Below are 22,319 nucleotides of genomic sequence, written 5' to 3'. Positions count from 1 at the left end.
AGGAGCCGACCGGTCCCGCGCCGCCGTGCTCCCCCTTCGCGGTGAGCTGCTCCTGGACGGCACGGGAGCGACGGTGGACGCCGTCCGGCACGGGGCACCGGGCGTAGGGGGCGTCGGTGCCGCCTTCAGGCGCGTACGGTCCTCGACCGAATGGTCCGAGCGGAGGACCGCGAGTTCGGTATGAGGATCCGGAAGTGGTGCCCGGTGGCCCCGGGCGCCGGAAGACGATCCAGCCGAGCCGTGACGATGTCGCCGGAGCCCGGGCGTCGCCCGGCATGACAAGCTGTGCTTCCCACCGTCCGAACCCAGGAGGTCACCATGACCGCAGAGTCTGCATCCCAAGAAGGTTCGGAGCCGGCTGACCCGGAGACGTCCGCTCTGGTCCCCGACAGCGACGGCCAGTACGACCTGAAACGCAAGTTCCGGGAGGCCCTGGCGCGCAAGCGTGGTGCGCAGGCGGACTCCGCTGACCTCGCTCCGAACGGAGATACGCCGAAGGTCCGTAGGACGAACGGCCCGGCTGCGAGCCAGCGGTCCTTCCGACGCAAGAGCGGCGGCTGAGTCGATCAGTTCCGCGATCTGGCCGCCCTGCAACAGACACTCCGTGCGCCGCGGACTCGCGAGGGGAATTCCTCCGCGTGACGACGTCGGCGCTTTCGCGGAGCTGAGTGCGGGGCGGCCGTCGCGGGCGCCGAGCGGCTCCGAAGGATGCCCGGGCCGTTCATCTGTTCGCCGACGGTCGAGGGACGGCTGTACCTGGCGCCGGATCGATCTGTGAGGTCCCCGACGGATTGCAGGCCCGGCATCGGCGTGGTGAAGTCCCGTCGGCCGAGAACCGGGCGCCGACGGCGCCATGCGGTCCTGCTTCGTCAGCGACGGCGACTTCCGGCGCGCCGTCCCGACGAACGGCGATCTCCGGAGAAGGGCCGCTGTGATCGGCCGCACCTGGCGAGCGCATCGGACGTGTCTCATTCACTGCCGCGCCTCACCGGTTCCGACGGAAGCAGTCGAGTGAGTACGCCATTCCCGCGTCCATCGCGATGGTGAAGTACCGCAGCAGGCAGACACGAGCAGGGTCGCGGCGGTCCGGCCCATACCGCGGGCCTGGAGGCGGGACACAGCCGGCTCCATCACCATCGACAGGAAGAAGGACACCAGCAGCAGCACTCCGGGACCGACGAGCTGCCGGGCGGCCCAGACCGTCATCTCGAACACCGCCGTGAGGACGAGAGCGACGGCGATCGCTCTGGGCAGCCAGGCCGGCACAGGCGTCGGGGCCGGGTCGTTGGACTTGGACACGGCGGGGTGGCGTTCCTGTCTCCGGGGCCGTGGGACCGAGCCGCCGCGCACACCCTCCGGGGCGGTGGCGGCGGCCCGGATCTGTTCAGGCGAAGCGGCGGACGAACGTCAGGGCCGTTTCGGCGACTTCCTGCCAGCCGCTGTCGATGGTGAGGGCGTGGCCCCGGTTCGGTATCTCGGTGATCTCGGTGACGCCGGGGTTGTGCAGCTGCTGTTTGTAGGAGGCGTTGGCGATGGCCCACGGGACGGTGTGGTCCTTCTCGCCGGAGACGATCAGCAGCGGGCCGCGGTCGGGGTTCCCGGTGTCGACCTTCGCCTCCGTCCAGGGGTTGAGGTTGGCGGTGGCGGCCTGGAAGATCGGCGCGCCGGGTGCCGGGACGGCGAACGTCTCGAAGAGTTCCTTCGCCTCCTCCTCGCTGACCGCGTTGGCGAAGGCGTAGCGGAACTGTTCGAAGGTGAGCGGGACCGCGCGGTGCCGGTTGGCCGGGTTGCTCAGTACCGGCGCGGACGAGCGGAGCGCGGAGACGGGCAGGGGCAGGACGCCGCGGAAGGGGGCCGGGTCGATGGCGACCGACGCGACGGCGAGGCCGCGGCCGGCGAGGATCTGGGTGAGCAGGCCGCCGAAGGAGTGGCCGATGACGGCCGGCCTGCGGTCGAGGCGGCCGATCAGGTCCGCCAGATGGTCGGCGACCTGCCCGACGGTCTTGCCGGCGAACACCTCGGGGTGGCTGTTCGCCTCCGCCACGGTGTCCGGGTCGTCGGGCCAGGAGAGCGAGACGGCGGCGTAACCCGCCTGGTCGAAGTACTCCACCCAGCGGTCCCAGCTGCTGGGCAGCAGCCACAGCCCGTGGACGAAGACCACGGGTGTCCTGCCGGAGTCGTTGGCGGCCTGTATCTGGTGTTCATCGTGTGCGGACATGGCGGCAGGCTAGGAAGCGCGGGACGCGGGTCGCGACCGTCAGATGACGGGTCCGTCGACGTATTCGACGTGTCCGTCGCCGTGTGCCGCCCGTGCCTGGGCCCCGAGGGCGTCGCGCAGCGCCGCGCGGGAGCGGATGCCCAGTTTGGGGAAGATGTTGTACAGGTGGGTGCTGACCGTGCGCGGGGAGATGTACAGCCGGGCGCCTATCTCCTTGTTGCTGAGCCCGGTGGCCGCCAGGTCGGCGATCTGGAGTTCCTGGGGCGTCAGCAGGCCTTCCGCGTCGAGCGGTTCCGGCTCCGCCGGCGGCGCCAGGGCGACGAGCTCCGTACCGGCCGCGCCGGCCCAGGGCGCGGCGCCCAGCTCCTCCAGCGTGTGCAGTGCGGCCGTCAGGTGCTCCCGGGCGGCCTCCGGGTCGCGGCCGTGGGCGCGCAGCCAGCGGCCGAAGGCGAGCTGGACCCGGGCCCGGTCGAAGGGGGCGTGGACGTCGGCGACCGCCAGCGCCCGCCGGAATCCGGCCTCGGCCGTCTCCACCGGACCGGCGAGGGCCGCCGCCGCGTGCGTCAACAGCGCCAGCCGGGGCGAGAGTTCACCGAGACGGGCGCTCCGCGCCATCGCGACGTGGACGCGTGCCTCGGCGGTCCTGCCCGTGTACACGGCCGCCTCCACCAGGTCGTACACCGACCAGATCGCCCGTGGGTTGAGCGGGGGGAGGGTTCCGGGTGGGCTGACCAGCGCGCAGTCGCGGTACGCCGTCTCGTAGTCCCCCTGCCCCAGGGCGAGCAGCGCGCGGGCCTGCCGGGCGGACACCTGGAGCAGACCCAGACGGCGCGGTTCGCTCCAGGCGAGGATGGCGCGGGTGAGCGTGCCGACGGTCTCGGCGTCGCCCCGGACGGCCGCCACCAGGGCGAGCTGGGAGGCGAGCCGGAATCCCGCCAGGCGGTGCCCCAGCTCCTCGGCCATCGCCAGGCCCTCCCGGGCCAGCGCCTCGGCCTCGGTGAAACGGCCGGCGAAGAAGGCCTCGTGACCGAGGAGGATGGTGCCGTAGGACCACTGCACGAAGGTGCCGCCCTCCCGGGAGCGCCGGGCGACCCGCATCCAGTGCTCGCGGTACTCGGAGGCCTCGTCGAAGTAGACGCTGAGCATCGAGAGCTGGGTGACCGGCCGGGGGCCCGCGTCGGGCGGGAGGGCGGCGAACGCCCGCCGGATCCGCTGCCGGACCTCCGGGGCCCGCTCCTGCGGGGCGTCGAAGGCCAGGCAGTAGAGCCGCACCTGGTCGGGGGCGTCCTGGCAGCGTTCCAGCACCTCCGGCCACAGATCGGTCCGCTGGGCGTAGAACGCCACCAGCGTGAGCAGGAACTGCAGTTCGCCGACGACCTCGCGGACCGCGGCGGGCGACGGCTGCCGCCCGGCACCGCCCGTCCCGGTACCGCTCGTTCCGGTACCGCTCGTGTCGGTACCACCCGTCCCGGTACCGCCCGTCCCGGCGGCGAGCAGTCCGTCGATCACACCGGTCAGCAGCCGGTGGGCGGCCGTCGCGTCCCCGTCCGTCTCCAGCAGCGCGTACACCCTGGCCAGGGTGGCGCGCGCGGTGTCCTGGGGCGAGGCCCGCTCCCCGTACCCGTCGTCGACGAGGACCGCGGTGACGTCGAGGGCGCCGGCCTGGGCTGCGGCGTACGCCGCGTGCGCCAGCCGTCGGCTGCGCTCGGCCGGCTCCGGGCTGAGCTCCGCGGCCCGGCGCAGCGCGGTCACCGCGAGGGCGGCGCTGCCGCGTCCCAGGGCCGCGTGCCCCGCCTGCTCCAGATCTGCCGCGAGGTGCTCCTCGGGCCCCAGGGAGGCGGCGACCAGGTGCCCGATCCGGCGCTCCGGGTCCCGTTCCAGCGCTTCGGCCAGAGCGCGGTGCGCCGCCCGCCGTTGACCGGGCCGGCAGGTGCGTACGACGGCCGAGCGGACCAGCGGATGCCGGAAGACCAGTCGGCCGGCCCGAGCGTCCACCCGCACCAGGCCCGCCTCCTCGGCGGCCGGGAGCGCGGCGTCGGCCGCTTCCATCCCGCCCGGATACGCCGCCCAGACCGTGCCCAGCCCGCCGGTCCCCTCCAGCGCGGCAACCAGCAGCAACTCCAAGGTGGTCGCGGGCAGTTCACGGAGCCGGGGGGCGAACAGGGCCTCCAGCCGGTCGTCCACGGGCAGGGACAGGGGCAACGGGGCGGCACCGGCGAACTGCTCCCGGGTGAGCAGGGCGGGAAGCTCCAGCAGCGCCAAGGGATTGCCCGCGGCCTCCTGGAGCAGCCGTTCGGAGGCGTGCGGGGCCAGCCCGGGGTGGGCCGCCCGCAGCAGGGCGGCGGCGGACCGCTCGTCCAGTGTCTCGACCCGCCGGCGCAGCAGTCCGTGCCGATCGAGCGCGTGCGCATGGCCCGCCCTGGCCGCAACCAGCAGGTCCACCGGAAGCCCGGACAGTCGGCGCGCCACGAACTCCAGGACGTCGCCGCTCGCCCGGTCGAGCCACTGGACGTCGTCGATCACGACGAGGACCGGGCCGTCCTCCGCCGTGCGCCGCAGGGCTTCGAGTACGGCGACGGAGGCCGCGAAACGCTCCGGCGGCGCCTGGGCCACCGAGCTGCCGAGGACCCCCTCCAGTACCGAACGCTGCCCCGGCGGCAGCCGGTCGAAGCCGTCACGCATGCCGAAGAGCAGCTGGTGCAGGCCGGAGTAGGCCAGCGTGACCTCGGACTCCACGCCGGCGAAACGCAGTACCCGGAACCCCGAGGCCCGTGCGCCGCCCGCGGCGGCCTCCAGCAGTGCGGTCTTCCCCACGCCGGCCGGACCCTCCAGCAGGACGGCCGTCCCCGCGCCCCCGTCCGCCAGCCGCCGTCGCAGCTCCGCGAAGAACTCCAGGTCCGCCGATCGCCCCAGGAGCCCGACGGCATCCCCGCCGACGGGCCCGGGCCCGGACGACTGCTCGATGGACATGCGGACTCCTCACCATGATCAGTGGCCGCCGGGAAGGCGACGGCGGACAGACCGTCAGGTGACGTATGGCCCGACGCGGTCGCGGGGCCCTGGAATGGCTCCCGGTGCGCCGGTCCCGGTACACCGGAGCGGCTACGAAAGGCGGCAGGGCGCCGAGATGATCTCCAACCTGACCCGGATGCGGGCCATCGACGACGCGTGGAACGAACGCGACTGGGATGCGTACGAAGCGCTCCTCGCCCCGGACCTGACGGCCTGGGCGGCCGGTGACGAAGACCCGCACGGACGGGACGAACACGTCGTCCGGGCACGGGAGTTCTGCACTCTCTTCCCGGAGAACCACGTGGTCACCCAGCCCTACGTGGCCGCGTTCGGACACGGTGACCAGACCTGCACCGTCGCCCGGTTGCGCGGACGGGTGACGCGGCCGGTACGGCTCCCCGACGGGACCGAGGCGGCGGCGACCGGCCGCACCTTCGACGTCGCGTTCACCACGGTCTGCCGCTGGCAGGCGGGGGCGATCGTCGAGCAGTACGAGTTCGTCGACCAGGAGTCCCTGCGGCGGGCCCTGGGTGTCGGGTCGTGAACGGCGGGCCCGTACCGCCCATGGTGATCCCTTCGTCGGTGGAGCCGGAGCAAGCCGGAGGAGGCATGCGCCGTCACCGTAGGCCCCGGGCCGGGCCCGCCGAATCCTTGAGACCCGTAGTCCGCCCGTCCTGCGGCCCCCGGGCCCCGGACCCGGCCGCGTCGCCCGGATCACCCCCGGCACCCCCGGCATCCCCGGCACCCACATCCACAAGCACCGCCAGCGCGTCCCGCAGTTGCCCCCGGGCCGTCACGCCCAGCTTCCGGAAGGTCTTGCGCAGGTGGTACTCGACGGTGCTGGGGCTGAGGAACAACTGCGCCGCGATGTCCCGGTTCGGCGCGCCCGCGGCGGCCAGCCGGGCGATCCGCGTCTCCTGCGGAGTGAGATGGACGGCGGACTCCACCGGGCGGTGCCGCAACCGCGCGCCCGTGGCGGCCAGTTCGGTCCGGGCGCGCCGGATGTAGAACTCGGCGCCCATGGCCTCGAACAGGGCGAGAGCGGTCCGCAGACTGTCCCGCGCCTCCCGCCGCCTTCGCCGCCGGCGCAGCCACTCGCCGTAGACGAGGTGCGCGCGGGCCGTCTGCGGCCGGGCCGCGGACGCCTCCAGGTGCTCGATCGCCTCCAGGTACAGCTTCTCGGCCTCGTCGTCGTCCGCGACCAACGCCCGCGAGCGGGCCAGCAGGCCCAGGGCGACGGGGGTGCCGCTGGCGGTCGCGACGGTGTGCAGCCGGGTCAGGGCGGCCCGCGCGGTCTCCGGGTCCCCGGACCGCTGGGCCGCCTCGACCAGTTCCGGGAGGACGTTCGCACTGGTCGGCCCAGGGGTGTCGGCGGCGAACACCCGCCGGCCGTGGGTCAGCGCGGCCGGGTAGTCGCCCAGCGCCACCTCCAACTGGCACAGGGCCAGGTGCGGGACGAGGGCGCCGTAGTGTTCCCGGCCCGCAGCCGTCGCCTCCCGGATATGGGCCCCGGCCGCCTCCCGCGCGGCCTGCTCGGGGCCGGTCACGCAGTACAGCAACTCGACACCGCCGCCCGTACGACCCTGCTGCCGTGTCGTCAGATCGGACAGGTCGGCCGCGGCCCGGCCGAACTCCGCCGCCGCCGTGAAGTTGCCGCGCCACAGTTCGGGTATGGCCCGCAGCAGCAGCGCCAGCGACAGGGCGCCGTGCGCGCCCCGGGTCCTGGCCAGCTCGACCCAGCGCGAGGTGAGCGCCAGCAGGCCCTCCAGGTCCCACATCTCGCCGGCGAGCACACTGCCCAGGTTGAAACCGCGCAGATCCTCGCTGCCGAGCAGGCTCCGCACGCAACGCCGGTAGAGGGGGTAGGCGGCCTCGGGACCGTCGAGCAGCCGGGTGGTCAGCGCGGCGCTGATCAGGTCGGTCGGAGAGGCGGAGTCCGGGGCGGTGGGAGTCAGCGCGCGTACGGCCCGCGCCACCGCCGTCATGTCGGCCTTGCCGGTCCAGGTGGCCGCCTCCAGCGCCTGGAACAGCGTGTCCCGGGCGGCCCGTTCGTCGTCCGGCAGCAGCAGTTCCGCCGCCTCCAGCAGCAGCGGGACGGTCTCCCGTACCTGCCCCTGGGCGAACCGGATCGCGGCCAGCAGCCGCAGCCGTTCCGCCCGTCCGGACCCGGACCCGGACCCGGCCCCGGGCAGCGGAGCGACCCGCCGGAGCAGGGCCTCGGCGGCGACCGGGTTGCCGGTCTCCAGGGTCGCCCGCGCCGCCGCCAGCAGTCTGCCGGGCCGGCGCGCCTCGTCCGTGGTCAGCTCCACGGCCCGGCCCAGCAGCCGCGCCGAGGCGGCGTAGCCACCGCGGTCCACCGCCCGCCGCGCCGACCGTTCCAGATCACGGGCGAGGTCCTCGTCGGGGTGGACCGCGGCCAGCGCCCGGTGCCACACCCGGCGGTCCGGGTCGCCCTCCTCGGCGGCCAGCGCCGCGTGGGCCAGCCGGCGCTCCTCGGCCGACGCACCGTGGTACACCGCCGAGCGCAGCAGCGGATGCCGGAACCCGACCCGCTGCCCGAGCACCAGGAACCCCCGCTCCTCGGCCACCACGGCCGCCGCCCGACCGGCACCCAGCCGGCCCGCCGCCCGCCACACCAGGTGGGCGTTGTCGGAGGTCTCGGCGGCGGCCACCAGCAGCAGGGTCCGGGTGGCGGCCGGGACCGCTGCCACCCGGCGCCTGAAGACCTCTTCGAGACGGCGCCCCACCGGCAGCGGGTCCGGGAGCGCCGCCGCGCCCGTCAACTGCTCGGCCGACAGTTCCCGGGCCAGTTCCAGCAGGGCCAGCGGATTGCCGCGGGTGCCCGCGACCAGCCGCTCGGCGACCCGGTCGTCGATGTGCGCACCGCTGATCAGGTCTCTGGCGATGTCCGCCGGGAGCCCCTCAAGGCGGAGCTCCGGCAGCCCGGCGAAGACCGGGCCGCCGTCGCCGTCGGGGTCGCGGACGCCGAACAGCAGGGCGATACGGCCGGCTCCGGCGCGGCGGGCGACGAAGGCGAGGGCGTCCGCGGACTCCCGGTCCAGCCACTGGGCGTCGTCCACGACGCATACGACGGTCTGCCCGGCCGCCGCCTCCGTCAGCAGGCCCAGCGCGGCGAGGCCCACCAGGAAACGCTGCGGCGCGGGACCGGACTCCAGGCCGAACGCGGTGCTGATCGCCCGGCGCTGCGGCTCGGGCAGGGCGGCCAGACCGGCCATGAACGGCGAAAGGAGCAGGTGCAGTCCGGCGTACTGCAGGTCCGACTCGGACTCGATCGCCGCGATGTGGCTCACCCGGGCGGAGCCGGCCACGGCCACCGCGGTCCGCAACAGCGACGTCTTGCCGACGCCGGGCTCACCGCGTACCGCCAGCACCCCGCCGTCGCCGCCGTCCGCCCGCCCGACGACATCCCGCACAGCGGCCAGTTCGGCGGTACGGCCGAGGAACCGGCTGCCGGCCGGGGCAAGTTCGTGATGCACGTCATGAAACATGTCGGCAGACATGGGACTCCTTCCGCCTGCCCGGCCGTTCAGGCCCGGGTGCCGTCGGCCGGGCGGCTCCGCGCGCGCCATTCGCCCGGCGGGATGCCGTAGGTCTCCTTGAACAGCCGCCCGAAGTGACTGGCGTCGGTGAAGCCGTGACCGCGGGCCACGGCGGCGACCGTCTGCCGGAGCTTGTGCGGGTCGGCCAGGTCGGCGCGGCACGCCTCCAGCCGGCGGGCGCGGATCCATTCGCCCAGTTCGATGTCCGAGCGGGCGAGGACGGCGTACAGGCGCCGGACGGAGATGCCGAACTCCCCGGCGATCCGCGCCGCGCTCAGCGCGGGATCGTCGATCCGGCGCCGTACATGCTCCATGATCCGCAGCGCCAGCGTGTCCTCCAGCGGACCCCGGGCCAGGTCCGCCGCACCGAGCTGGGTGGCGATCACCGCCCGGACCAGTTCGACGGTCGACCGGTCCAGCTGCGGTGCGGCGGGACTTTCCGGCAGCGCGCACGAGTCGGCCAGCCGCGAGAGATGGGCCGCCGCCAGGGCGGCCACCGGGTTGGCCGGCCCGAGCCGGGTCGCCGTGATCCGCCCGAGCAACCGGTCCGGCAGGGCGAGACCGGCACGCGGCAGACAGAAGTAGTGGTGGTGGGTACCGCTCGCGTTGACCGCGGTGAAGGGCCGCGCGCTGTCCACCAGGACCATGTCGCCGGGGCGGACGACGGCCTCACGGCCGTTCTGTACGACCGTGGCGGTGCCCGACCGCTGCACGGCCACGATGAGCCGCGTCTCGGAGCCGTCCCGGGTCTGCCGCAGGGTGCGCCGGATGGTCAGGGGAGTGGTCCGGGCGGAGAACTGGGTGAGCCCTCCGACCCGGCGGATCAGACCCCGCGCCGCGATGGCGCCGGCGGCGTGGTGGTCGACGTCGACCCACAGGACCGAGGGGCCGACGGCGGCGCGGAGCGCCTCGGCCCGGTCCACCGGGGCCAGGTCCCCCACGTCGAAGGTCACGGCCGTCATGATCGGTTCCTCTGGGCTGCTCGAACGGTCGACGCCGGCCGCGGCAGGCGCGGCCCGTCCCGAGAATAGGCGCCCGGCACGGCACCGGAACCGGCGCTGCGTGCACGGCCGTCTGCGTACCGTGCACACCGGCTCCCCGGCCGCGCACACGGGCCTCCCCGGCCACGCACACGGCCTCCCCGCGGGCCATCTCGGTCGGTTACGCTCCCCGGAACGCATGAAGACGCAGTGGAGCACCTCGACGTACACCGTCGACGACCGGGCCGAGGCGATACGACAGACGATCCGGGACCGCGTCGTACCGGTGCACATCGCGCTGCCCGAGCGGCCCGAGGACGTGCACTGCGAGGTGTCGATCACCGGCGTCGGACGCGTCCAGCTCAGCACCGTCCGGGCCAGCCCGGCGACCGTCGAGCGGTCCCTGCGGCTGGCCGCGGCCGACTGGGAACCCTGCCTCTTTCTCAGCCTCCAGCGCGTCGGCACCAGCAGCGTCGTCCAGGACGGCAGGGCTGCCACCATCCGGCCCGGCACCCTCGGCCTCTACGACACCCGCCGTCCGTACACCCTGCTCTTCGACGGCGGGGTGGACACGCACTTCTTCCGGATACCGGTGGCTGAACTGGGCCTGCCGGACGCCGTGCTCGGCGACGTCACCGCGCGCGTGCTCGGCGACGGCGACTCGGTCGCGGCACTCGGCGCCGCCTACCTCTCCCGGCTGGCGGCCGCCCCCGACCTGCACACCGGTCCGGCGGCGGAGCACCTGGCCGCGACCACCCTGGAGATGGTCCGGGCCGTGATCGCCGACGCCTGTGACCTGGAGGTGGCGGCCCGCGCGGCCCGCGAGGAGACCCTCGGCCCGCGCATCCTGGAGTATCTGCGGCGCCATCTGACCGACCGTGACCTCACCCCGGGCGCGGTGGCGAAGGCCCACCACATCTCCCTGCGCCACCTCTACGCCGTACTCGCCCGGGAGGGCGTCAGCCCCGGCGAGTGGATCCGCCGGCAGCGCCTCGAAGGGGCCCGCCGGGAGCTGGCCGCGCCCAGGGCCCGTCGCGACACCATCGCCGCCGTGGCCCACCGGTGGGGTTTCACCGACGCCTCCCGGTTCGGCCGGTCCTTCAAGGAGGCGTACGGCATGACCCCACGCGAGTACCGGGACCGGCTGCACGCGGGCTGAAGGGGCGTCCGGCTGAAGAAGCGTCCGCCTCCGTTCGCGGTGCGAGTGCCGGACTTGCGGTACGTGCTCTGACGCGTCGCCGTCCCACCGCTCGCCGTGCGAGTGCCGGACCGGCCGCACCCGCCCTGACGCGTATCCGCCCCCGGGCCACCGCGCGAGGCGCTCTCCGACGCGTCCCATCCTCCCCGGTCCGCACCCCGCCCGCCTCGGTCATCCGACGATGCCGGGCCGCGGCGGAGCCGTCGCAGCTCATCGTCATTTGACGCATCCGGACGGCGGCCGTCGCGGCCCACGATGAGGGCGTTCCCAGCGACATCGGAAGGTACCCATGGCGCAACTCAGCCAGTACGACCACGCGGAAGCCCTGGTCGACGGAGCCCACGAAGTCTTCGGCTTCCATCCCGGATACCGTGCCCTGCACGCCGACGGCCGGATCTACCGCGGCGCCTTCCGCGCCCTGCCGGCCGCCCGTCAGTACACCCGCGCCGCCCACCTCCAGGGCGACCTGATCCCGGCCTCGGTGCGCTTCTCCAAGGGCGGCGGCCGCCCGGACGCGCCGTTCGGCGCCACCGTCGGCATGGCCACCCGCTTCTACCTGCCCAACGGCCGCACCACCAACCTGGTGATGCTCAGCCAGCTCCTCTTCCCGGCCCGCCGCCCCGAGGACCTCCTCGAAGCCATCGCGGTGGCGGCGCCTGCGGAGCCCGGTGGCCCGCTGGACAAGGCGGCCCTGCGGCCCTTCCTGGCGAAACACCCCGAGGTCGCGGACGTCCTGCGGATGCGCGCCGCCTCGCTGGCCCCGACCAGCTTCGCGCACAGCGAGTTCCACGCCGTGCACGTCTTCCGCTACCTCGACGAGGACGACGTCCTCACCAACGTCCGCTGCCACTGGATCCCGCGGGCCGGGGTCGAGGGCCGGCCCGTCGAGGAGCTGGCGGCGATGTCCCGCGAGGTCCTCCTGGACGAGTTCGACGAGCGCCTGGCGACCGGCCCGGTCGGCTTCGACCTGGTCCTGGAGATCGGCCAGGACGGCGACCCCCTCGACGACCCGACCGCCCTGTGGCCCGAGGACCGGGAGCGGGTCACCGTCGGCACCCTCCAGATCACCGCTCCCGTCACACCCGAAGAGCTCGGCGACCCCGTGATGAACCACGACCCGACCAAGGTCACCGACGGCATCGAGCTCAACGACGACCCCATCCTCCAGGCCCGTCGCGGGGTCTACGAGGTCTCCGCCGCCTACCGGACCGGCGGCTGGCACTCCTGCCCGTTCGCCAAGCACTACGAGTGACACGCCCATGAAAAAAGTGACCCGGACCACCCACCTGTCACGACTGAGAACAGCCTTCGAGGAGAAGCACGCCATGACCGACACCACCACCCCGGCCGTCGACGTCACCGACGAGCGTTACGCCCACGCCCAGCCCATCAGCGACCAGCCCGACGGCCCGGGCCGCCGCATCGGCAAGAAGGGCGAGCTCACCATCATCACGCCGCTGACCCCGAACGGGGGCAAGATCTTCCGCGAGCGGGTGGCGAGCATCCAGGCCCAGGCCGGCTACTGGGAGACCAAGGTCGGCACGGTCGACAACTTCCGCATCCTGCTCTTCGACAACGACACCCGGATGCTCATCACCCTGGTGTACGACGGCGACTTCAAGCCCTACCTCGCCGACATCGGCCGCGCCCAGCCCTGGCTGGACGAGATCTTCGGCGAGATCGTCGAGGGCTACAACGGTTACGACGACCCGGGCACCCCGGAGCTGGTGATCTCCCGCTCCTACTCGGCGGACCTGTACTTCCACGCCACCTCGGACAGCAGTGTCCACGACGTGAAGCGCATGAAGCGTCTGAACGACGCCCTCTCCGAGGTTCTCGATGCGGCCAACTGACGCCGTCGGTGCCCTGGATCTGGACCGGATCCAGGGCACCATCCTCCGCGAACGGCCGCTGCCCTACTTCGGTTCCTACCTGCTGTACGAGGTCGGCGACGCCGCCGAGGGCCGCGCCATGCTGCGCCGGCTGCTGCCCCACGTGACCACCGCCGCCGGCTGGGAGCACCCGGACGGGGACGCCTGGCTCAACGTCGTACTCACCCACCCGGGTCTGGCCCGTATCGGGCTGCCGCAGGAGATCCTCGACGGCTTCCCCCGCGAGCTGCGCGAACCGATGCGCACCCGCAAGGAGTTCCTGGGCGACATCGGTGAGAGCGACCCGGCGCACTGGGACCTGCCCGAGCACGGCTCCTTCGACATAGGGGTGCTGCTGATGGCCCCGGACGAGACCGCGTTCGCCGAGAAGCTGGCGATCGGCCACGGCGCCCAGGAGGACCTGCCCTCCGTGCGCCGGGTGAGCCGTCTCGACATCCGCACCCCGGACAACCTGCGCGAGCACTTCGGTTACGCCGACGGCATCAGCCGCCCGTACATCGAGGGCCAGGGCGGCACCCCGAGGCGCGGCCAGAGCCTCGCGAAACCGGGGGAGTTCGTCCTCGGCTACGTCAACGAACTGGGCCGGACCGCCACCGGCCCGGGCCCCGAGGCGCTGTGGCGCAACGGCACGTACCTGTCCATCCGCAAACTCCACCAGAAGGTCGCGGAGTTCCGCCGCTTCCTGACGGCACGGTCCGAGGACGAGTACGGCGCCGAACTGCTCGCCGCGAAGATGGCCGGCCGCTGGCGCAGCGGCTGCCCGCTGGCCCTGTCGCCGGAGAAGGACGTGACCGTGGAGCCCGAGCGGCTCAACGACTTCGCCTACCACGACGACGACCCGCGCGGTCTGCGGACCCCGATCGCCTCCCACATCCGCCGGGTCAACCCGCGGGACGCGCTCAAGGACACCATCGTCGACGTCCGCCTCCACCAGCTTCTGCGCCGGGGGGCCGCCTACGGGCCGATGCTCCCCGAGGGCGTCCTGGAGGACGACGGCGTCGACCGGGGCGTGGTCCTGGCCTTCGCCAACGCCGACCCGGCCCGGCAGTTCGAGTTCGTCCAGTCCCAGTGGGTCAACGACGGCGACTTCATCTCGGCCGGCGCCGACCAGGACCCGCTCGCGGGCAACCACGTCACCGACGCCGACTTCAGCTACGCGGCGAAGCCGGTGCGGCGCCGCCTGCGCGGCCTGCCCGCGTTCGTCGTGACCAAGGGCGGCGAACACGTCTTCCTGCCCGGCGTCAACGGCCTGCAGTACCTGGCCGACGGCCGCTGGTGAGATCCGTCGGTCCATCCGCGAGTCCGGTCATGAATCCAGTCATGAATCCAGTCATGAATCCACGAGGAGAAGAAACGTGTGGTCCTCCCCCTACGCCTGGAGAGGCGTCGTGGCCGTCGTCCTAGGCCTGACCGCGGTCGTCTGGCCGGGCATCACCGTCGGCGCCCTGGTGATCCTGTTCGCCGTGAACTGTTTCATGAGCGCCGGGAACGACGCCGCCGTGGCCTTCCGCGGTGATCGCGCCGGCCCCGTCGTCGGCCGTCTCCTGCTGGCGTTCATCTCGCTCGCCGCCGGAGTGACCGCGCTCGTGTGGCCGGGCATCACCGCCCTGGCGCTCGCCGTGTGGATCGCGATCTGGGCGGTCGCCGCCGGTCTGTTCGAGGTCGGGTTCGGCTTCCGGCGCGGCGCGCCCGCAGGCAACCGCGCGATGTGGATCCTGAGCGGCCTGGCCACCCTGGCCTTCGGTGTCGTCCTCGCCGTCCGTCCCGATGTCGGCGTTCTCACCCTCGCCACCCTCTTCGGCTTCTACGCGATCGTCTACGGCGTCTCCGCCCTGGTGACGGCCGCGCACACCGCACCCCGTACCCGGCCCGGCCGGAACCAGGACGAAGGAAGCCCGCAGTGGACGTGAACGGAAGGACCGTCGTCGTGACCGGCGGTGCCAGTGGCATCGGTCGGGGCCTCGCGACCCGGTTCGCGGCCGAGGGGGCGCGGGTGGTCGTCTCCGACCTCGCGGCGCAGACCCCGGCCGGGACCGCCGGACTCCGGTACGTCCAGGCCGACGTCAGCAAAGAAGCCGACATCGAACGGCTCGTCGCCGACGTCCTCGCCCACGAGGGCCGTATCGACCTGTTCTGCTCCAATGCCGGGATCGGCCACGAGATGGACCCGATGACCCCCCAGGGCGTCTGGGACAAGGTGTTCGCCGTCAACGTGATGAGCCACGTCTGGGCGGCCCGGCACGTCCTGCCGCACATGCTGGAGCGGGGCGAGGGCTATCTGCTCAACACGGCCTCGGCCTCCGGGCTGCTCACCGAACTCACCAGCCCCGGTTACGCGGCCGCCAAGCACGCGGCGGTGGGGTTCGCCGAATGGCTCGCGTTCACCTATGCCGACCGGGGCATCCGCACCTCGGTGATCTGCCCGGAGGCGGTCCGTACCCCGATCCTCGACGCGGCGCCGTATATGCTGAGCAACGCGATCACCGTCGAGGAGGTGGCGGAGACCGTGCTCCAGGCCGTCCGGGACGAGCGGTTCATGATCTATACCCATCCGACCACACCGGTCCGCTTCCAGCGGAAGGCCGCTGACTACGAGGCGTACATCGCCGAACTGCGCGTACGGCGGTCGGAGGCGACCCGGCTCGCGCACTGAGGGAGGCACGGCCTGCCGTGCGCGGGGAAGACGATGCCCGGCAGATGAACTCGTCAGGGACGATGCTCCACCCGGGGCAGGGGGAGCGTCATCTCGTCGGTAAGGGGCCGCAAGGACAGGAACGCATCGACAAGCACTGCGCGGGGCTGATACCGATCAGCACGTCTGACCTGCAAGAACGGCGCGCATCGGCAATGACCGGCAAGGGCCGTCAAGATCCCGGCCCCCTACCGCGGCCCGCGCACCGGTGCAGGGGCGACCGGTATCCAGTCCGCTGACCAGGGCCCTTGGCATGTCACTCGTTCCCGCGGATGACTCTTGGTGCGTTCCGTCAGACCACGGACGGCATACCAGGGGTCGATGACAAGGTGCGGTGAAGCGCGCACCATCAGCCATGACCTCGACGTGTGAGCCGGATGTCCGCGCCGAGGTGGCGATCGGCGGGCCGGAAGGGACCTTTGCCATGGGAGCATTCGGTCGAATGGTGTCGCGGCGGGCCCTCGCCGGTGTGCCGGTGTCGGTGTTGTCGTGGATGGCGGCCCGCAATCTGCCACGGACGACGACGCCGGCGAGGCGGGAAGAAGCCAAGGTGCCGGGCAACACACGGGTCACCGATGATGCTTTCGCCGCGTGCATCGAACCGGTCGTCGCGGTCAATCCACTCGATCCGCACAACCTGCTGGCCGTCTGCCGGGTGTTCGTCGGATCCGACATCGGCGTAGCCGCGTACACGTCGTTCGACGGCGGCGGCACCTGGCGCGCGCGGGGCCTGCTGCCCGGCCTGGTACCGGACTTCGACGGCAATCCGACCGTGGCCTTCGACAGATGTGGCCGCGCGTTCGTGTGCTGCGTCGTGGCCACCCAGGGACAGCCGCGCCACGGTGACGTCCTGATGTGGCGCAGCGACGACGGTGGGCGCGGTTTCCGGCCATCGGCCACGGCGATCGCCGGTGGCCGTGGGCTGGTGGACCATCCCAGCCTCACGATCGGCACGGGAAGCCACCGCGCATCCGCGCCGCTGTACCTCGCCGCGGGGGTGTACGGCACCGCCCACGACGGTGTGGTCGTCGCCCGCTCCACCGACGGCGGCCGGACCTTCCAGCCCCCGCGCGCACTTGATCCGGCCGCAGGTGCCCGGGCCATCGCCCCCGTCGCCGCGGCCGGACCGCACGGTTCGCTCACCGTCGCCTACGTCACGCCCTCCCCGAGCGGTGACGTGCTCCTGAGAGCCGTCACCTCCGGCGACCACGGCGAGACGTTCACGGAGCCGTTCACGGTGGCCGAGGTGCCGGCCATGGCGCCGGGTCTGGGAGACGTCACCGCGAAGAGCGGCCCGGCTCTCGCGGCTGCCGCCGACGGTGGTCTTGTCTGCGCGGCCGTCACCGGCTTCGACGACGCGACCGGCAGGTCGCGCCTGCTGCTGGCGACCTCGGCCGGCCCCACCGGCCCCGTACCGACGTGGAGTGGACCGACGACCGTGGCGGCCGGCGACGAGGTGGTCTACCTGCAACCCCAACTCGCCATCGCCGACGACAGACGCATCGCGATCTCCCTCTATGCACTGTCCCTGGCGACACTGCGCGTGGATGTCCTGCTCCACATCTCGGACCCGGTGCGAGCCGCATCCACCCAACCCGTCTTCGGGCCGCCCCTGCGCGTCACCACGCGGGCCTTCGATCCCCGGCAGGCCATCGACACCGGCAGCACGCACTGGCTCGGCAACTACCAGGGACTGGCCGCTGCTCCCGGCGCTGTCTTCCACCCGATCTGGACCGACACGCGCACCGGCCGCGCGCAGATCTTCACCGCCGCTGTTCGCCGTCCCCGCGCCTGACCCCCGGACAGAGGCGAGCTGGAGCACCCCTCTGCCCGCTCCTAGGCACGGTATGGGCGGCGGCTGCCGGCCCCAGGCGCGTAGCAGGGGCGCCGGACCGGGTGCGGCTGGTCCCGGATGTTCGCGAACCCCGGTCTCAGTCGCGGGCGGTCCGCGGGGCGCGTGCTCCGGGCCAGTCAGTCCCCGGCTCGTACCAGCCCGCTCTCGTAGGCGAAGATCACTGCGTGGATACGGTCGCGGAGGCCGAGCTTGGTCAGGATCCGGCCGAGGTGGGTCTTCACGGTCGTCTCCCCGACGAAGAGGCGGTCGGCGATCTCGCCGTTGGCCAGTCCCCGGGCGACCAGGGTGAGGACTTCTCGTTCCCGCTCGGTGAGTGCGGCCAGGCGGCCGCGCTGGGCGGGCGCGGACGTGGGGGATTGCAGGACGAAGCGTGCGACCAGACGCCGGGTCAGCGAGGGCGCCACCATGACCTCGCCCCGCAGTACCGCACGGACGGTCACCAGGATCTCCTCGGCGGGGGCGTCCTTGACGAGGAAGCCGTTCGCGCCGGCGCGCAGGGCCGCGTAGGCGTACTCGTCGAGGTCGAAGGTGGTGACGACGAGGATGCGGGGTCCATGGGGCTGGGCGCAGAGGTGTTCGGTCGCGGCGAGCCCGTCCAGGCCGGGCATGCGTACGTCCATCAGGACGAGGTCGGGCTTCAGGGCCGCAACGCCCGCGATCGCCGCGTCGCCGTCGGCGGCCTCGCCCACCACCGTGAGGTCGGGCTGGCTGTCGATGACCATGCGCAGTCCCATCCGGATCAGTTCCTGGTCGTCGCAGATCAGCACGCGGGACGAGGGCGCAGCAGGAGCCGGGGCCGGGCCGGTCACGGGGTCGCCGTGGTGGGTTCGGGCTCGCTGGGGCGCAGGGTGGCGGTGACCCGGTAGCCCCCGTCGGGTGTGGGTCCGGCGTCGACGCTCCCGCCGTGCAGGGCGGTGCGTTCGCGCATGCCGGTGAGTCCGTGACCGCGGGAGAGCGGTCGGGCGGGGTGGTCCGGGACGGCTCCGGCTCCGGCCGAGTTCTCCACCCGGACGCGGACCAGCCGCCCGGGCCCCTCGGTGGTACCGGTGTCGACCCGTACGTGGATCGTGGCGTTCGGCGGCGCGTGCTTGACGACGTTGGTGAGCGCCTCCTGCACGATGCGGTACGTCTGCACGGTGAGGTCCGCCGGAAGGCCGCCCGGCTCTCCGCGAAGGTCCAGCCGGGCGCGCGTGCCGTTCGTGTTGAGGCGCCCGACCAGCCGCCGCAGATCGGCCGAGAGGGACTCGCCGGCCCCACCGTCATCGGGGCCGGGGCCGGGGTCGCCGGCTGGGGCGTCCGCGTCGGGGGTGCGCAGCACATCCAGCAGTCGGCGCAGTTCGTCCAGGGCCTCGCGGCCGGTCGCGCTGATGACGCCGAGGGTGCGGTCGACGGCCGTGGGGTCGGCGTGCCGCATCAGCCTGCCGCCCTCGGCGTTCAGCACCATCACGCTCACGCTGTGTGCGAGGACGTCGTGGATCTCGCGGGCGATGCGAGCCCGTTCCTCGGCCACGGCGACCCGGGCCAGGGCGATGCGCTCCGACTCGGCGAGCGCGACCCGTCGCTCGAACTCGGCGATATGGGCGCGCCGGGCCCGGACGTACTCGCCGAACACCCAGGCCCCGGCCAGCAGGAGCCCCACGGCGAGCGGGGTGAGCCAGGCCCCGCGGGCCCCCGGGCCCCCGTAGTCCCGCTGCCAGCCGGGAATCCACAGCACGACGCAGCCGGCGGCACAGATCACCGTCGCCGCGGCGGCCCGGCGCAGGCCGCGCACCGTGAGGGTGGCCAGGACCGCGGCCAGGGCGACGGCGCCGCGTCCCGGTTCCTGTCCCCACACCTGCCCGAGAAACTGCGCCCAGAACCCGGCCGTCACCAGGGCCGCGACCAGCAGCGGCCGACTGCGGCGCCACAACAGAGGCAGCACCAGGGCGGCGTACACGCCCGTCTGTACCCAGACGGGCCGCCAGCCCGGCTGGGGGCGGATCACCGGGGGCACGGCAACCAGCACGACCAGCAGCAGGTCCGTCAGCCACGGATGTCCGCGCCGCAGGCGTGGCAGGGTCTCGATCAGCCGTTGCACCGCCTCACGCTACGGCCGGGGCCCGCTCCCCGGCATCGTCCTGGCGGGTGTCACGGGGTCCTCCCGCAGTCGTACGGACACCGGCCGGGGATACGACGTGCGGCCACCCGGGGCGTTTCCACCATGGCCGCCATGTCGATCACCACGGAGTTCCTCAGACGGCCCCTCATGACCGGTGCCGTGGCGGCCAGTTCACGACGGCTGGCGTACGCGATGACCGAGGGCATAGGCCTGGAGCAGGCCCGGACCGTTGCCGAACTCGGCCCGGGGACCGGGGTGTTCACCGACGCGATCCTCGCCCGGCTCGCCTGCGACGCCCGGCTCGTCGCCGTCGAGCTCAACCCGGTGCTCGCCGCCCGGCTGACGGCCACCCGGCGCGACACCCGGCTGACCGTGGTGCAGGGGTCGGCGGCCGAGCTGGCCGCCGCGGTCGGCGAACCGGTCGACGCGGTGGTCTCCGGGCTGCCGTGGACTGTCATGCCGCGGAACCGGCGCGGGTACATCCTGGATGCCGTGGCCGAAGTCCTCGCGCCCGGCGGGCGGTTCACCACCTTCGCCTACCTGCACGCGGCCTGGACCCCGCCCGCCCGTCAACTCACCGCCGAACTGACCAGCCGCTTCGACGGGTTGGAACGCTCGAAGACGGTGTGGGCGAACCTGCCGCCGGCTTTCGTGCACCGGGCCATCCGGAGGCCATGACCGCGAGCAGACCCACGAGAGCGAGGACCACGACCGGAATTGGCGAGGACCAGGCACGACGACGAGGAGGCGGATCGGCAGGAACACAGGTCTGACCCGCGGTTGTGCCGGTCCCCTCGCGAAGTCGGGTCGGGCCGGGCCGCAGGAGATCCTCTTGCCGGGCCCGACGGGCCGCCCGTGCGCTCGAAACGATGAGGCGCGGACACTCCGGACCCGGCGGGCGCTCCGGCCGGTTTCGTGGATCAGACGAGTACGGCGGAAGCGGACGCGCTACGCTCGGCGCTCCGAGCGGTGAAGAGGCGGAGCAGCGCATGATCACAGCCGCGGGGTTGGCCGCATACGCGGTCCTGGTGGGTGCCGTGGTGCCGCCCCTGCTGGCCAGGACCCTGTGGGCGCACCGGGCCCCGGCCGTCGCCGTCCTGGCGTGGCAGGGCCTCATGGTCACGTTCGTCGTCGCCACCGCCCTCTCGGTGTACCACGCGGTGACGGCCGAACAGCATGTGCACGACGGCGTGATCGGGCTGCTCACCGCATGCGGACTGCCCGCGGACGCCACGTCGGCGGGCGACGCGCCCCCCGCCCTCGACGACGCGCTGGCGATCGCGGCACCCGTCGCGGTCGTCCTGCTGCCGGTCGGATCGCTGGTCCGGTGCGCCTGGCGGGCGCGCCGTGCCGGCAACCGCCAGCTGGACATGCTCACCCTCGTCGGCGAACCCGCGCCCGAGTACGGCGCCACGATCGTCGACCACGGCATTCCCGCCGTGTACTGCCTGGCCGGACGCCGCGCCCGCGTGGTCGTCACCAGCGGCGCGCTGGACATCCTCACCGAGGAACAGCTGCGCGCCGTACTGGAACACGAGCGCGCCCACATCGCGGGCAGGCATCACCTGCTGAAGATCCTGGTGGACGCGTTCTCGCGCGCGTTCCGCGGTCTGCCGCTCGCCCGGCACGCCAAGGAGCAGACGAACCTGCTGCTGGAGATGATCGCGGACGACCGCGCCCTGCGGCATCACTCCAGGGACGCGCTGGCGACGGCGATGTGCGAGGTCGCGGCGGGACGAGCGCCGGCGGCGGCACTGGGTGCGGGCGGCTCGGGAGTCCTCATCCGGCTGCGGCGCGTCCTCGCACCGCAGCCCCGGCCGCACCGCGTGGCATGGCTGGGCATCGTCGTGGCCACGGTCCTGGCTCCGGCGCTGCCCCTGACGGTGGCGTGCGTTCCCTGACACCCGCAGGACCCGCACCGTCCCCGACGGGTCGGTCAGGGCGCCCTGTCAGCCGGTGACGCCGGATATCAGCGGCGCCCCTGACGGTCGCGCGCGCTCGGGCCGCCTGACCGCGTGCTCCGAACGACCTCGCCGGCTCCGAGGCCACTCACCGGGGCATCGCCTCACTCGCTGACCGGTGAACGCGGTATCCCCCCGTGGCGACCGCGCCGGCCGACTACGAGATCGCCGGGAGGCTCCGAGCAAAGATCTCGTCATGTGCGTCTCCTGCGACTGAACGGTCCGCCATCCACGAACGTACTAAGGGCATCAGTAGATAACCCGTGTAACAACAAGGGAGAACTCCGTGTCCCGGCACCGCATTGCCCTCGTCATGGCCTCGGGCGTCGCCTCGGCGTTGCTGCTCACCGCCTGTGGATCGTCCGGCGGCGACTCCACGAACACCGGCGCGGCCGCACCGGCGGCCTCCGCACCCGCCGAGACCACGGCACCCGCCGACGGCGGCACGTCCACCCCGAGCGGCGGCGCCGGCCATATGGTCAGTACGAACATGCTGATGGCCAAGACGATGTCCGGCATGGGGGCGGTGGTCACCGACGCCAAGGGCTTCACGCTCTACCGCTACGACAAGGACCAGGTGAACATGTCGATGTGCACCGGCGACTGTGCGCAGACCTGGATGCCCGTCATGGCCGACGGCACCCCTCAGGGGATGGGCGTGCAGGCCGAGGTCGGCGTCCTCACCCGCGACGACGGCATGAAGCAGATCACCCTCGCCGGCTGGCCGCTGTACCGCTACATGGGCGACACCAAGGCCGGCGAGATGAACGGCCAGGGCAAGAACGGCACATGGTTCGCCGTGACACCGGCGGGCAAGAAGACGGCCACCTCGGGGTGACGGGCGCTGCGTGCC

At 73.1% G+C, this 22,319-nt stretch carries 19 protein-coding genes; 12 read left to right on the top strand and 7 right to left on the bottom strand.

Annotated elements, in window-relative coordinates:
- Positions 1-318: 318 nt before the first annotated feature.
- Entirely contained in the window at positions 319-561 is a 243-nt protein-coding gene (locus tag ACFY0P_RS13330; RefSeq protein WP_388910971.1) for a DUF5302 domain-containing protein, read from the top strand.
- A 411-nt stretch (positions 562-972) separates the two neighbouring features.
- Here ACFY0P_RS13330 and ACFY0P_RS13325 read toward each other — a convergent pair whose 3' ends face one another.
- From ACFY0P_RS13325 to ACFY0P_RS13315, 3 genes are all read right to left on the bottom strand, one after another.
- Positions 973-1,299 carry a hypothetical protein gene (locus ACFY0P_RS13325; RefSeq protein WP_388910968.1) on the bottom strand — a complete coding sequence of 109 codons (327 nt, stop codon included), beginning with the start codon at positions 1,297-1,299 and terminating at the stop codon, positions 973-975.
- Between the two features lie 85 nt (positions 1,300-1,384).
- On the bottom strand, positions 1,385-2,218 hold the full coding sequence (locus ACFY0P_RS13320) for an alpha/beta hydrolase (RefSeq protein ID WP_388910965.1): 834 nt from the start codon (positions 2,216-2,218) through the stop codon (positions 1,385-1,387).
- Between the two features lie 39 nt (positions 2,219-2,257).
- Positions 2,258-5,188, bottom strand: coding sequence for an AAA family ATPase (locus ACFY0P_RS13315; RefSeq protein ID WP_388910963.1), 2,931 nt, complete (start codon positions 5,186-5,188; stop codon positions 2,258-2,260).
- A 157-nt stretch (positions 5,189-5,345) separates the two neighbouring features.
- Between ACFY0P_RS13315 and ACFY0P_RS13310 the strand changes: the two genes are divergently transcribed.
- Positions 5,346-5,774 carry an ester cyclase gene (locus tag ACFY0P_RS13310; RefSeq protein ID WP_388910960.1) on the top strand — a complete coding sequence of 143 codons (429 nt, stop codon included), beginning with the start codon at positions 5,346-5,348 and terminating at the stop codon, positions 5,772-5,774.
- 73 nt (positions 5,775-5,847) lie between these two features.
- Here the strand turns inward: ACFY0P_RS13310 and ACFY0P_RS13305 are convergent, their stop codons facing one another.
- Together ACFY0P_RS13305 and ACFY0P_RS13300 are read right to left on the bottom strand one after the other, a co-directional pair.
- On the bottom strand, positions 5,848-8,751 hold the full coding sequence (locus tag ACFY0P_RS13305) for an AAA family ATPase (protein WP_388910957.1): 2,904 nt from the start codon (positions 8,749-8,751) through the stop codon (positions 5,848-5,850).
- A 26-nt stretch (positions 8,752-8,777) separates the two neighbouring features.
- Positions 8,778-9,752 (bottom strand): helix-turn-helix domain-containing protein, encoded by a 975-nt coding sequence (locus ACFY0P_RS13300; RefSeq protein WP_388910954.1) that lies wholly within the window; start codon positions 9,750-9,752, stop codon positions 8,778-8,780.
- Between the two features lie 217 nt (positions 9,753-9,969).
- Between ACFY0P_RS13300 and ACFY0P_RS13295 the strand changes: the two genes are divergently transcribed.
- The 7 genes from ACFY0P_RS13295 (at position 9,970) to ACFY0P_RS13265 (ending at position 17,347) form a co-directional block, all read left to right on the top strand.
- Positions 9,970-10,929 (top strand): helix-turn-helix domain-containing protein, encoded by a 960-nt coding sequence (locus ACFY0P_RS13295; RefSeq protein WP_388910951.1) that lies wholly within the window; start codon positions 9,970-9,972, stop codon positions 10,927-10,929.
- Positions 10,930-11,257: 328 nt separating this feature from the next.
- A complete protein-coding gene (locus tag ACFY0P_RS13290; protein ID WP_388910949.1) occupies positions 11,258-12,220 on the top strand; it encodes a catalase in 963 nt (320 codons plus the stop codon).
- Positions 12,221-12,293: 73 nt separating this feature from the next.
- Complete coding sequence (locus tag ACFY0P_RS13285; protein WP_388910946.1) at positions 12,294-12,821, top strand: hypothetical protein; 528 nt, start codon at positions 12,294-12,296, stop codon at positions 12,819-12,821.
- Complete coding sequence (locus tag ACFY0P_RS13280; RefSeq protein ID WP_388910945.1) at positions 12,808-14,139, top strand: Dyp-type peroxidase; 1,332 nt, start codon at positions 12,808-12,810, stop codon at positions 14,137-14,139. Before ACFY0P_RS13285 ends, ACFY0P_RS13280 begins: the two co-directional genes overlap by 14 nt.
- 76 nt (positions 14,140-14,215) lie before the next feature.
- Positions 14,216-14,770: an HdeD family acid-resistance protein gene (locus ACFY0P_RS13275; RefSeq protein ID WP_388910942.1), complete on the top strand. Its 555-nt coding sequence runs from the start codon at positions 14,216-14,218 to the stop codon at positions 14,768-14,770.
- Complete coding sequence (locus ACFY0P_RS13270; RefSeq protein ID WP_388910940.1) at positions 14,761-15,513, top strand: SDR family NAD(P)-dependent oxidoreductase; 753 nt, start codon at positions 14,761-14,763, stop codon at positions 15,511-15,513. Before ACFY0P_RS13275 ends, ACFY0P_RS13270 begins: the two co-directional genes overlap by 10 nt.
- Before the next feature lie 589 nt (positions 15,514-16,102).
- Positions 16,103-17,347 carry a sialidase family protein gene (locus tag ACFY0P_RS13265; protein ID WP_388910937.1) on the top strand — a complete coding sequence of 415 codons (1,245 nt, stop codon included), beginning with the start codon at positions 16,103-16,105 and terminating at the stop codon, positions 17,345-17,347.
- A 176-nt stretch (positions 17,348-17,523) separates the two neighbouring features.
- Here ACFY0P_RS13265 and ACFY0P_RS13260 read toward each other — a convergent pair whose 3' ends face one another.
- Positions 17,524-18,216 carry a response regulator gene (locus tag ACFY0P_RS13260; protein ID WP_388910934.1) on the bottom strand — a complete coding sequence of 231 codons (693 nt, stop codon included), beginning with the start codon at positions 18,214-18,216 and terminating at the stop codon, positions 17,524-17,526.
- Positions 18,213-19,484, bottom strand: a complete 1,272-nt coding sequence (locus ACFY0P_RS13255) for a sensor histidine kinase (RefSeq protein ID WP_388910931.1) — start codon at positions 19,482-19,484, stop codon at positions 18,213-18,215. The genes ACFY0P_RS13260 and ACFY0P_RS13255 overlap by 4 nt, the downstream gene beginning before the upstream one ends.
- A 132-nt stretch (positions 19,485-19,616) precedes the next feature.
- Here ACFY0P_RS13255 and ACFY0P_RS13250 point away from each other — a divergent pair, with 132 nt between their 5' ends.
- The 3 genes from ACFY0P_RS13250 (at position 19,617) to ACFY0P_RS13240 (ending at position 22,304) form a co-directional block, all read left to right on the top strand.
- Complete coding sequence (locus ACFY0P_RS13250) at positions 19,617-20,183, top strand: class I SAM-dependent methyltransferase (RefSeq protein WP_388910928.1); 567 nt, start codon at positions 19,617-19,619, stop codon at positions 20,181-20,183.
- A gap of 311 nt (positions 20,184-20,494) precedes the next feature.
- Complete coding sequence (locus tag ACFY0P_RS13245; protein ID WP_388910925.1) at positions 20,495-21,406, top strand: M56 family metallopeptidase; 912 nt, start codon at positions 20,495-20,497, stop codon at positions 21,404-21,406.
- A 346-nt stretch (positions 21,407-21,752) separates the two neighbouring features.
- Entirely contained in the window at positions 21,753-22,304 is a 552-nt protein-coding gene (locus ACFY0P_RS13240) for a hypothetical protein (RefSeq protein ID WP_388910922.1), read from the top strand.
- The last annotated feature ends 15 nt before the right edge of the window (positions 22,305-22,319 follow it).

This window comes from Streptomyces sp. NPDC001714 (genome assembly GCF_042892755.1).
Classification (GTDB): Bacteria; Actinomycetota; Actinomycetes; order Streptomycetales; family Streptomycetaceae; genus Streptomyces.
Note: the sequence above shows the minus strand (reverse complement) of the source record. Positions and strands in the feature narration are given on the sequence as shown.